Below are 10,479 nucleotides of genomic sequence, written 5' to 3' on the forward strand. Positions count from 1 at the left end.
GGGCAGCGACGAGAGATTGGCGAGGGTGCGCTTCTTGACCGTGTTGCCGTCGCGATAGGACTCGCGCAGCAGGACGGCGGGCGGCGAGTTGCGGTTGGGGACGTGTTCGATATACATGAACACCTATTCAAGCATAAATCTGCTGAAACGCAATAGATAAATACTAATTTACATGGCTACATAATAGCCTCAAAAATAGCCGAAACCCAGCGCCGATGCAGGTTCCGGCTATTCGAGAAGTCAAAGTTCGGCTTAGTCGCAGCCCAGTGACTTTTTGGCTTTCGTTGCAGGAGAAGGCCAAGTACTCCAGCTTGATCCGGGAGCCCAACATCAAGCTCGATCCTCTCCGAAGGTCCGAAGTTAGACCATCAGCAGACTTACGAAGTTATTCGGAGAGCATCGAATTGGGCGCTCGAAGGCCACCATAAAAGTCAATCCACGCGGTTTTCGCCAGATGACTCAATGACGTTTGGGTGTCCGTGACACGCTAGGCGAGGCTCCAGCATGCGGTGCAGCATGAGTCCGATGGCTGCTCCTGCGCAATGAGCCAGCACAAAGCCCGGTACGCTGCCTGGTGCAATGCCAGCGAAGCTGTCACTGAACATGCGCCCAAACGCCGCCGCCGGATTGGCGAACGACGTAGACGCGGTGAACCAGTATGCCGCGCCGATATAGGCCGCGACCATGGCCGAGGCCCGGCCGTTCGGGGCGCGCAGGATGACCAGAAGCAGACCAGCGGTTGCCACCGTCTCCGCAATCCATTGCCCCGGACCGCTGCGCACCTTGGCGGAGAACTGCAGGATAGTCATGTCGAACATGGCATGTGCCAGCCAGGCTCCCAGTACCGCGCCGACAAGCTGTGCGGCGATATATGGGACCAGTGCCGCGCCAGGCAGTTCGTGTTGCGCCACCATGACCGCACTGACCACCGGATTGAAATGGGCGCCGCTGATCGGGCCGAAGACCTCGATCAGGATGTACAGTCCGCCGACGGTGGCCGCAGTGTTGGCCAGGAGCGCTACGGCGGCATTGCCGCCGGCAAGCCGCTCTGCCATGATCCCCGAGCCGATGACGATCGCCAGCAGCAAGGCTGTCCCAAGCGTTTCGGCCGCCAACCTGTTCCGCAAATCGACCATGGCGCTCAGCTCTTCAAAATACGGTCGAGTTGTTGCTGCAACTCGGCGTTGCTCATTGAATCCAGCGGCAGCATCAGAAGTTGCAGCATCCGGTAACCGATGGCCTGCCGCGTCAGCTCGAAGGCTTGGCGCTTCCCTTCGTCACCGCCTGGCGCGTTGGAGGGATCGACATACCCCCAATGCACTTTGACCGGGCTGCCCGGCCAGTACGGGCATTGCTCAGCCGCCGCGCTGTCACAGACAGTGATGACGATGCGCATCTCGGGGGCACCGTCCGCAACGAATTCATCCCAGCTCTTGCTGCGAAAGCCTGAGGTGTCAATCCCAGCATTGCCAAGCGCTTCGAGGGCAAAGGGGTTGATCCGACCGCTCGGTGCACTGCCGGCGCTGTAGGCGCGCACATCCTTGTCAAGCTTCTGTGCCCAGTCATTTAACATGCCTTCACTCAGGACGCTACGCGCGGAGTTGTGGGTACAGAGGATCAGTACGTTGGTAGTCATGAGATGAGGTTATTTGTCGGTCGATGTCGTGCGCTGCTTCGTGCAGTGCTGCCACGTTGGAATGGGTTAGGTTCCCGTGCAGATGAACAGCACGAGGTAGGCCTTGTCGGCCATGCAGTGCTGCTAGCAGCAGGAAGAACCCGATTTCACGGCAATGCCGAGCGGCTTGCCACCACGCGGCGCACGGGGCGCACAGCAGGCCGAGCTTTCGGCTGCGGCCTGGTTCTGCTTGCCTTCACTGAACACCGGGATATTGGCCAGCGCCTGGAAGTGTTCCCAGGCGATCCCTTGCGGGTCGGTGATCCAGTGCTTGTCGCTACGGGCGTAGCAGCAGGTGGTCTCGCCCTCGTCGATCAGCGCAATGTCGGCGGCTTCGGCACGTGCCTTCAGTTCGGCCAGCTCGGCGGCATCGTCGACCTGAAAGCCGAGATGATCCAGGCCCGCCTGGTTGCCTCGCGTCGAGATCGCGAAGTTGATGCGTGGATCGTCCAGCATCCACTTCGCATAGTCGCTCTCCACCCGGGCAGGCTCAGCGTCAAACAGCTTGGAGTAAAAGGCGATGCTCTTGCCTAGGTCGTCAACGTGGATGTGAACGTGGAATCGTTTCATGAGATCTCCATCAGCATTGGCAAGTCGTTGCGCTGACTTCCAGACAGGCTTGCTGTCCCTGACAACAGTTGGCGGTCAAAAAGCCAAGCAGCGCGTTCATGTGATCGAATGCGGCCCGATAGATCAGATTGCGGCCGTCGCGCTGCTGCGTCACCAGTTCGGCATGCATCAGTTCCTTGAGATGGAACGACAGGGTTGCGCCTGGCACGTGAAGCTGCTCGGCAATCGCGCCCGGCGTCAGCCCGGCTGGCCCTGCGACCACCAGCATCCGGAAAACCTGAAGGCGCAGGCCATGGGCCAGCGCGGCGAGAGAGCGGACCACGTCATTCTGTTCCATATTTCCAATATATTCGAAAAGTGAAACAAAAGCAAATGGTCGCACACGCCGATTGGGGGCGTGCCAGGATAAAGCCGGAAATGACACATATACCCAGAAGTAATAAAGATCCCGGCCTTTATGTCTTCGAGCCGGCCTACGGGCGTCGGCTGGGTCGGGTTTCTGCCGGTGATTGCCAACAGCATCGTGCGGTATCTTGCGGACCATGTTCCGCCGCATCCGGTCCAGAGAAAGCTCGTTAAATCGCTGCAGCTCGCCCAACTGGATCAGGTTGAGAAGGCATCACCTGTTATTTCCCGCCTACGACGCGCGACAGCCACTACCCGACAGTCTGCTGCCGCAGCGGCCGGCCCGTTACGAATCGGCACGCCGGCCACGCTGCCTGGCTCCAACCGAGCGTGATGACCAAGCAGCGCCGCAGGCTTGGTCTTCCTGGCATCGACAACATATTCTGGTCAGTTCGAGCGAGCTCCACGCGACCTCGCAAAGCGCTTTCCGAACAAGTCTGCCTATCCCGAATGGGGAGCCCCTTGCCATGGCCAGCATCGAACGAACTGCCTATCCTCGGTTTCCGCGTACCCTCACGCTGAAGGATCTGCAGACCTCGTTCACCCCGCGCCCAGAGGAGATTGAGTGGGCGCAAGGCTTCGCACGCACCGCCGAGCGGCGCCTCGCGCTCCTGGTCAACCTGAAGTGTTTCCAGTTCCTGCGCCACTTTCCGGCAGTGGAGGCGGTGCCCGCCGAAGTCATCGAGCACGTGTCGGCCTGCTTGGGCATGGCGCCGGTTCAGCGCATCACCTATCCCGCCGCGCATACCGCGCTCTATCGGCATCACAAGGCGATCCGCTCCTTGTTGGGCATCAAGCCGTATACCGATGCCCAGACGCGCCTCGTCGCGATACGACTTGCCGAGGAAGCCGCCGGCGTGGTGGACACACGCGTGGACATCATCAACATCACGATCGAGGAACTGGTTCGGTTGGGCTACGAGTTGCCCGCCTTCAGGACGCTCGATGAGATCGCGGAGCAGGCCCATGTTGTGGCCGAAGCCGCGCTTCATCGCCACATTGCGCAGCGCCTGTCCGCCGACCAGCGCCAATGGCTCGATCAACTGCTGGAAACGGAGTTGCCGGCGCGGCGCTCGCTCTATCAGCAGATCAAGCGATCCGCAAAAAAGGCGACGCGCAAACACCTCGACCTGGTGCTGGACCAGTTGAAGTGGCTCGAATCGCTGCCTGACAGCGACACGCTGCTCGACGGCGTTCCGGCCACCAAATTGAAACACTTGGCCAACGTGGCATCCGCCCTGGACGCCGGAGACATGAAGGACTTCCGGCCCGCCAGGCGACACACGCTGATCCTTGCCTTGATGCGCCAGATGCGCATCGGCGCGCGCGACGACATCGCGGAAATGTTCATCCGCCGCATGGGGGCGATCCACAAGAGTGCCAAGGAAGAACTCACTCTCATCCAGGCGCGTCAGCGTGAATTGAGCGAAGAACTCGTTGCCGCGCTCGAGCTAGTCATCGGCGTTCTGGCCGAAGGTCTGGACGACGCCAATACCGGCCAGCGCGTGCGCGAGCTGCTGGCGCCGCACGGCGACCTGGACAAGCTGCAGGCCGATTGCGAAGCGATCCGCGTCTGGAGCGACGGCAATCACTTGCCATTGCTGTGGAAGCCTTTCAAGTCGTGGCGTGCGGCGATGTTCCAGATGGCGAAGGGCTTGGGCTTTGTCGCGGCGACCGAAGACCGCCGACTGCTCAAGGCGTTGGACGTCGTGCTGCAGAACGAACACCGCAAGACCGAATGGCTCGCCGAAGAGGTGGACCTGTCGTTCGCCTCCGAGCGCTGGCGAAAGCTGGTGCGCCGTTCGCCCACCTTGGGCAACCCGACGAATCGACGCTACCTGGAGGTGTGCGTGTTTTCCCATCTCGCCGGCGATCTGCGCTGCGGCGACGTCTGCATCGAAGGATCGGGTAACTTTTCCGACCTTCGCCAGCAGTTGATGCCTTGGGGGGAATGTCAGGCGTTGCTTCAGGACTATTGCGACCGGATCGGTCTCGTGTCCGATGCGCAAGGTTTCGTCGACAACCTCAAGAAGCTGCTGACGGAGACGGCCGAACAGGTCGACAGTGAATTCCCCCAGCATGCCGGCGACGTGACGATCAGCCCGAGCGGCGAGCCCACGCTCACACGCGTCGTGGCGCGCGAAATACCTCCCTCGGCCATTGCCTTGCAAGCCGCCATTGACAGCCGTCTCGTGCCGCGCAACCTACTGGACATCCTCGCCAACATCGAGCACTGGACTGGGTTTACCCGTCATTTCGGGCCGCAGTCGGGCGATGATCCGAAACTGCGCAACGCGCGCGAACGTTATCTGCTTACCGTCTTTGCCATGGGTTGCAACCTGGGCCCCAACCAGGCGGCGCGACACTTGTCGAACGGCGTGACGCCACATCAACTGTCGTACGTGAATCAGCGCCACATGGGCCTGGAGCAGCTGGACAGTGCTTGCCGTGACCTGACCGAGCTGTATCTGCGCCTTGATTTGCCGAAGCTGTGGGGCGAAGGCAAGAAGGTGGCCGCCGATGGCACTCAGTACGACGTCTACGAGCAGAACCTTCTGGTCGGCATGCATTTCCGTTACCGCCGCATGGGTGCCGTGGCGTACCGGCATGTGGCCGACAACTACATCGCGGTGTTCCGCCACTTCATACCGCCAGGCGTGCTGGAGGCCATCTATGTCATCGAGGGCTTGCTGAAAGCCGGCTTGAGTGTCCAGGCCGACACCGTCTATTCGGATACACACGGCCAATCCGAAGCCGTCTTTGCATTTACCTACCTGAACGGCATCCAGCTGATGCCGCGCATCCGCAATTGGAAGGATCTGCGCTTCTACAAGGCAGAGAAGGGCAGCCACTACAAGCACATCGACCGTCTGTTCAGCGATGTCATCGATTGGCAGCTGATCCGCAGCCACTGGAAGGATCTGATGCAGGTGGCGATTTCAATCCAGGCCGGCCGCGTCATGTCGCCAATGCTCCTTCGCAAGCTGAGCCACGAGGGCCGGCACAACCGGCTGTTTGCGGCGGCGCGTGAGCTCGGTCGCGTGCTGCGCACGGTCTACCTGCTGCGCTGGATCTCGCAGAAGGAAATGCGACAGGAAGTTACGGCGACGACCAACAAGATCGAGTCGTATCACGCCTTCACCAAGTGGCTCGACTTCGGCGGCGACGTCATTACCGAAAACGATCTGAACGAGCAGCAAAAGCGCGTGCGCTACATCGATTTGGTAGCCTCGGCCGTGATTCTGCAGAACACGGTCGACATGATGCGGATCATGCAAGAACTCCACGCTGCCGGCAAACCGGTGTCCGCGGCCGATGTCGCCTTCATGAGCCCGTATGGCACGACCGGGGTCAAGCGGTTCGGCAACTACCACCTCGATTTGAAGCGGCCGCCGGAGCCGTGGCTCAAGGAATCCTTGTTCCGCCAAGCCGTGAAACGAGCACGCGCCGACGCCGGCAATGGTTGAGCAGCAACAACAAACCAGGAGGATTGATATGAGCGATTCCGACGATACGGTCGAGACGGCCTACGGTCGCCTGGACCGGGCAGCATTGCTGCAAGCGCAGCACACATATGACACCACGAGCCTACTGCGCATGGTGGACGATCTCGATGCCATGTTGGGCGAAGCCCGCGGTGAGGATGGGCTGCGCGATATGCTGCTGCGCCTGCACGGGATGGCGCATACCGTCATCAACGGCGCGGGGATGACAGTCGCAACCGGCGAGGAAAGCTTGCCGGAATTGGCGTTCGACACGCTATCCGAAGTGCTGCGAATTGTCACGATGCTGCAAGGCTGGCTCCGTCAGATCGAGCCGCTGGAGCAATTGGCACCACGCAATTAGCGCATAAAAGTCGCGTTCTTTATTACTTTTGGGATTATGTGTCATTTCCGGCTTTATCCCGGCATGACCCCTATTGGTAGTAGACGATAACGATGATGCGGCCCAGAGCCTGGCGGCCCTCCTACGGCTCGACGGGCATGAGGTCCGCGTGGCGCGGGACGGGATGAGCGCGCTCGAATGCCTGAAGACCTTCCGGCCGGACGCCATACTGTTGGATATTGGTTTACCCGACCTGGACGGTTATGAAGTTGCACGCCGGATCCGTGCTATGCCGGAGCAGGCCAATGTGTTGGTGGTTGCACTCAGCGGGTATGGCATGCCCGATCATGAGCGACGCGAGGTAACCGGAATCGATCACTACCTTGTGAAACCAGCCGACCTGCGTCAGCTCGACGCGTTTCTCGCTGGTGGTCGCGGATAACACCGGTCGCACAGGCACTCGCTTGGCTATTGCTGCTCCGACGATTGGGGCGGCCTGCGGACATCGACCTGTCCAGGCTGGCGGGGAGGCTTTTCTAGGTCTTCATCGTGCATGGGCGGAGACCAGTCCTCTCCAGCAGGCGGGCGTTCGGCGGGCGGAACCTCCGGAATGTCTGGCTCTGCTTTCCGTTTCGGTACTCGATGTTCCATGATCGCTCCTGTTCGTGAAGTAAGCGACAAAGAGGCATACGCAACCTGAAGGCATACGCAACCTGACTGTGCAACCATCATGCCAGCCTGACCATGGGCATTGGTCGATGCCTGCCAGCGTTCTGCCGGGGCCCGCGCCGTAGATGGCTCCAAGGGCAATTCTTGGCGCACGCGATTCACGGGCGTTGATCCCGACCTAAAGGCGTAGATGTCTTCCGATCCAGAGGATATCCGGCACGGGATTTGCTTACAGTGTGTGGGTCGCTTCGGTCGGCCTGCAACTTCGGAGGCAAACCATGAACAAGAGTCAGATGAAAGGTATCGGAGAGAAGGTCAAGGGCAAGATCAATGAGGCGGTGGGAAAGGTTAGGGGCGATAGGGCACAGGCAGTAAAGGGCAAGATGCAGCAGGGTGCAGGCGAAGCCCAGAAGCAATTCGGCGACGCGAAAGAGCAGGTAAAAAAGAACAACCCGTGAAGTACATTCGCCGAAGAATGCCGTACGTGTCACTCTGACCTCATTTCAGCGACTTGGCGCGCGTGCGCAATCGGATACCCGGGCGCACGCCAAGCTCCACAAGGCGGGAGAGTACACGGTCTTTCGGATGCGGCTTCGCCAACGTCCGCGAGCTTGTGGCCGGTTTGCGCGCCGGACGGAATGGCACGTCGGGCAGCATCAAAAGGGGCGCCGCTGGCAAGCGGTGCCGCGATGCGTCCAGCAAGCGTGCTGTTCTGCTGTGTGCCGAGGGGTCCTGCCACAATCAGAAGAAATTGATTCTCGTCCAGCTGGCCAGCCTCGCCAAGTCGGCGAAGCTGACACAGTCCACCTGCTCGAAGCCGCCGACATGCCGTAGCCACTCAATGAACGCAGTTCGCTGCGGGGTATTGCCCACAAAGAAGCGCACGCATCCGCCTCCCGTTAAAACGAAAATTGTCGTTCTTATGCGTTCGCCATTAGTAACTCTGGGATTCGAGCCACGCGCGAAGCGCGCACCGATTTTTGCAAACGCTGCATGTGCAGCATAGTCGACTAAACAAGGACCGACTAGAATGGTCTAGCGCCGCGGCATCATCTGTTGGGCGAGTTGCCATATGAAGGGGAGTGAACGGCTTGCCCGCGAGCAGTTGGCTCCTGTGCGCTCAACAACATGAAGATGAGCGACAGGTCGTTGCGGTAGGCACGGACCTGAAGCGCATTTTTCACGAACAAGACTACCGGCATGTCTTGCAATGATTATGGGCGCTGAACATGCCCAAGGACAACGTCCATCTTGCAGGCCATCATCGCCGAGCGCGACAAGTTGAAAGCCCAACTCCACGCACGCAGTTGCGGCTGCGTTGCGCCGGGACTTTGTGTAATAGCGGGTCATCAGCAGGCGGCTGTGGTCGACAAGCTTTGCGGGATGGAACGGCACGTGGCCTGCAAGCGCAGGCGCGCTGATCGGCGAGATTCGCAACCTGAGCAACGGGAAGAGAGTTGTCTTGCCAATGTTTTGCTCTGCAAGTGGAGGCGGCAAGCGGATTGGCATGCCATTGTGATGAGTTTCCCCCCGGCCGGCGAGCGGCAACTCCAGTGCTTCCAGTCTTCCAGTAGTCCGAAACCCCGAATCGCCGGACCGGCAATTCTGCCGAGTTGCCCCTCTGCCGACGTGCTCGCGCCAAATCTCCGTCAGTCATTGCTTGGATGCCTTCAAGGGCCCCCAGCTCCCGCATACTCACGGTGGTCGTTCGTTACCATGCATCGTTGGCGAGGAAGTTGGTGAGCGTAGGCACGTGAGCTAGCAGGTGACAATTCTCTTTGGCTCAAGGTGGTATCGTTTTCTAAGCTTGACAACTGGTATGCGAAAAACTAAAGATTGCTCACCATTGCCGCACCATAGCGCGATCTGGTGGCGCTACGTCTTGCGATGGCCTGGCTTACTGATCGCTTCGGCTTCGCTAGGGGGCTAACGAAAGCATGGACAACAGTATGCGAAATTTGAAAGGATTCCATGTCCTGCTGTTCACCGTATCGCTAGCGTTCATCTGGATCCTGCTGCCGTTTTTTAGTGCGATCTTCTGGGGCACGATTCTCGCCATCATCTTTCAGCCACTACAGCGCAGGTTGACTGTCAGATTTGGCAACCGGTCGAATCTCGCTGCACTGACGACGCTCGCGTTATGCGTTCTGATGGTCATTATTCCGGTCGGCTTGATGGTCGGCACCCTCGCGCAGGAAGTTGTGTTCGCCTACGATCAGATCAAGACTGGCCAATGGGATTTCGGCTTATATTTCCGGACGGCTGTGGAGGCCCTTCCAGCTTCGGTTCAACACTTGCTAGGCAACTTCGGAGTGGCCGATATGGAGGGAGTGCAGGCGAAGCTGACCGAGGGAGCGGCCCGAATCAGCCAGTTCTTGGCGACAAGGGCCGTCGCTATTGGTCAGAACACATTGCAGTTCGCGATAGGCCTCGGCATTATGCTGTATTTGGTCTTCTTCCTGCTACGCGATGGCCTCATTATTTCGCGCCGAATTCGCGACTCAGTCCCGCTGGACGATGCGCACAAGCGCAAGCTGCTTGGCCGGTTCATCACCGTGGTCCGAGCCACAGTCAAGGGCAACATCGCGGTGGCCGTCGTCCAAGGGGTGCTCGGTAGTCTTGTCTTTCTGATCCTAGGAATCAAAGGGGTGTTGCTCTGGGGCACACTGATGGCGTTGCTTTCGCTCCTGCCTGCCGTCGGCTCTGCACTCGTATGGGGGCCGGCCGCCGTCTATTTTCTGCTGGCAGGCCCTTTGTGGAAGGCGATTGTGCTAGTTCTCTTCGGCACCCTAGTGATTGGCGCAGTCGATAATGTGCTGCGTCCACTTCTTGTTGGCAAGGATACGAAGTTACCAGATTGGATGGTACTGATTTCGACGTTGGGCGGGCTGTCGGTGTTTGGCATCAATGGCTTTGTGATTGGCCCGCTCATTGCGGCTCTGTTTATATCCTGTTGGGATATTTCAGCTGAGGAGAATCGTGACGACGCAGCGGTGCCAGACCGCGTCGCGCTGAGAACCGATGAGATAAGCGACGTCTCGAATCGCCAGCGAAGAGAACCATGAGTGCGGTCGACAGTGGTGGTCGAATTGCTGATGCGGAGCGCGCGCTGTAGCATGTACCGATGCGGCAGGGCAGAGCGTGAAGATGGGCGGCGCGCGCTTCGCCTCCCTGAGCGCGGATTAGGACGGCAGCGACCAAATTGGTGGCGAGTATCCGTCAGCAGAACCCGTGTTGACCTGGGAGTACTGCTCCGGCAGGTCATTGGCGTTGTGGTGGCTGCGGATGCTATGGCATCACGGCTGACGATCTGATGTCAGAACTGATAGCCACGG

General features: G+C 59.6%; 9 protein-coding genes. 5 read left to right on the top strand and 4 right to left on the bottom strand.

Annotated features, from left to right (window positions below; genetic code table 11):
* Window positions 1-431: 431 nt before the first annotated feature.
* The 4 genes from DN412_RS40805 to DN412_RS40820 all read right to left on the bottom strand — a co-directional run bounded on the left by DN412_RS40805 (window position 432) and on the right by DN412_RS40820 (window position 2,582).
* Window positions 432-1,136 (bottom strand): aquaporin, encoded by a 705-nt coding sequence (locus DN412_RS40805; protein ID WP_115216711.1) that lies wholly within the window; start codon window positions 1,134-1,136, stop codon window positions 432-434.
* 5 nt (window positions 1,137-1,141) lie between these two features.
* On the bottom strand, window positions 1,142-1,636 hold the full coding sequence (locus DN412_RS40810) for an arsenate reductase ArsC (protein WP_115216712.1): 495 nt from the start codon (window positions 1,634-1,636) through the stop codon (window positions 1,142-1,144).
* A 123-nt stretch (window positions 1,637-1,759) separates the two neighbouring features.
* Window positions 1,760-2,245, bottom strand: a complete 486-nt coding sequence (locus DN412_RS40815) for an ArsI/CadI family heavy metal resistance metalloenzyme (protein ID WP_115216713.1) — start codon at window positions 2,243-2,245, stop codon at window positions 1,760-1,762.
* A gap of 10 nt (window positions 2,246-2,255) precedes the next feature.
* Complete coding sequence (locus tag DN412_RS40820) at window positions 2,256-2,582, bottom strand: ArsR/SmtB family transcription factor (protein ID WP_115216714.1); 327 nt, start codon at window positions 2,580-2,582, stop codon at window positions 2,256-2,258.
* Window positions 2,583-3,117: 535 nt separating this feature from the next.
* On the opposite strand from DN412_RS40820, the gene DN412_RS40825 reads away from it, so the two are divergent.
* From DN412_RS40825 to DN412_RS40845, 5 genes are all read left to right on the top strand, one after another.
* Window positions 3,118-6,117 carry a Tn3 family transposase gene (locus DN412_RS40825; RefSeq protein WP_115216715.1) on the top strand — a complete coding sequence of 1,000 codons (3,000 nt, stop codon included), beginning with the start codon at window positions 3,118-3,120 and terminating at the stop codon, window positions 6,115-6,117.
* Between the two features lie 28 nt (window positions 6,118-6,145).
* Window positions 6,146-6,496, top strand: coding sequence for a Tn3 family transposase post-transcriptional regulator TnpC (tnpC, locus tag DN412_RS40830; protein WP_115216716.1), 351 nt, complete (start codon window positions 6,146-6,148; stop codon window positions 6,494-6,496).
* Window positions 6,497-6,569: 73 nt separating this feature from the next.
* The gene (locus DN412_RS40835) at window positions 6,570-6,917 is read left to right on the top strand and encodes a response regulator (RefSeq protein ID WP_115216717.1); all 348 of its coding nucleotides are present in this window, start codon (window positions 6,570-6,572) and stop codon (window positions 6,915-6,917) included.
* Window positions 6,918-7,422: 505 nt separating this feature from the next.
* The gene (locus DN412_RS40840) at window positions 7,423-7,602 is read left to right on the top strand and encodes a CsbD family protein (protein ID WP_115216718.1); all 180 of its coding nucleotides are present in this window, start codon (window positions 7,423-7,425) and stop codon (window positions 7,600-7,602) included.
* A gap of 1,479 nt (window positions 7,603-9,081) precedes the next feature.
* Window positions 9,082-10,209, top strand: a complete 1,128-nt coding sequence (locus DN412_RS40845) for an AI-2E family transporter (protein ID WP_167471196.1) — start codon at window positions 9,082-9,084, stop codon at window positions 10,207-10,209.
* The last annotated feature ends 270 nt before the right edge of the window (window positions 10,210-10,479 follow it).

Origin of the sequence: Cupriavidus lacunae (genome assembly GCF_003353055.1) — a bacterium.
Lineage (GTDB): Bacteria > Pseudomonadota > Gammaproteobacteria > Burkholderiales > Burkholderiaceae > Cupriavidus > Cupriavidus lacunae.

Excerpts from the sequence above, each read along its gene's own strand:
- DN412_RS40805 (WP_115216711.1), bottom strand. The coding sequence starts at position 1,136 with ATGGTCGATTTGCGGAACAGGTTGGCGGCCGAAACGCTTGGGACAGCC.
- DN412_RS40810 (WP_115216712.1), bottom strand. The coding sequence starts at position 1,636 with ATGACTACCAACGTACTGATCCTCTGTACCCACAACTCCGCGCGTAGC.
- DN412_RS40815 (WP_115216713.1), bottom strand. The coding sequence starts at position 2,245 with ATGAAACGATTCCACGTTCACATCCACGTTGACGACCTAGGCAAGAGC.
- DN412_RS40820 (WP_115216714.1), bottom strand. The coding sequence starts at position 2,582 with ATGGAACAGAATGACGTGGTCCGCTCTCTCGCCGCGCTGGCCCATGGC.
- DN412_RS40825 (WP_115216715.1), top strand. The coding sequence starts at position 3,118 with ATGGCCAGCATCGAACGAACTGCCTATCCTCGGTTTCCGCGTACCCTC.
- tnpC (WP_115216716.1), top strand. The coding sequence starts at position 6,146 with ATGAGCGATTCCGACGATACGGTCGAGACGGCCTACGGTCGCCTGGAC.
- DN412_RS40840 (WP_115216718.1), top strand. The coding sequence starts at position 7,423 with ATGAACAAGAGTCAGATGAAAGGTATCGGAGAGAAGGTCAAGGGCAAG.
- DN412_RS40845 (WP_167471196.1), top strand. The coding sequence starts at position 9,082 with ATGGACAACAGTATGCGAAATTTGAAAGGATTCCATGTCCTGCTGTTC.